Here is a 321-nt window from a genome sequence, read left to right as displayed (position 1 = left end):
CCGTTACAGAAGTCACTGTAACGGCGCGTTTTTATATGTATAGATCTTTAAACTGGAGCTTTGTACAGCTTATTAGCGACGTGCTTTACCGCGGTTTTGGTGAATCTTAAGCTTCGCTTTCATCTTACGTTTTTCTGATGAACGGCTTTTGCTGCGACCACCACGATCGGGCGCTAGATCTTTTTCAAGGCTTGGTTCAAAGCCCTCTAGCCACTCTTGAGGCAAGCGAGTATCAAGTAATCGCTCAATATCACCCAATAGGTAAGCTTCATCCTGACTCATCAAAGAGATCGCTAAGCCGCTGTTACCCGCACGGCCAGT

At 46.4% G+C, this 321-nt stretch carries 1 pseudogene; it reads right to left on the bottom strand.

Going from position 1 to position 321, the window contains the following annotated elements:
• Positions 1-72: 72 nt before the first annotated feature.
• Positions 73-321 (bottom strand): annotated as a pseudogene (locus AB4507_RS19990) (ATP-dependent helicase); the annotation flags it as partial.

This window comes from Vibrio sp. 10N.222.54.A3 (assembly GCF_041474095.1).
In the GTDB taxonomy this organism is placed as follows: Bacteria; Pseudomonadota; Gammaproteobacteria; order Enterobacterales; family Vibrionaceae; genus Vibrio; species Vibrio crassostreae_C.
Note: the sequence above shows the minus strand (reverse complement) of the source record. Positions and strands in the feature narration are given on the sequence as shown.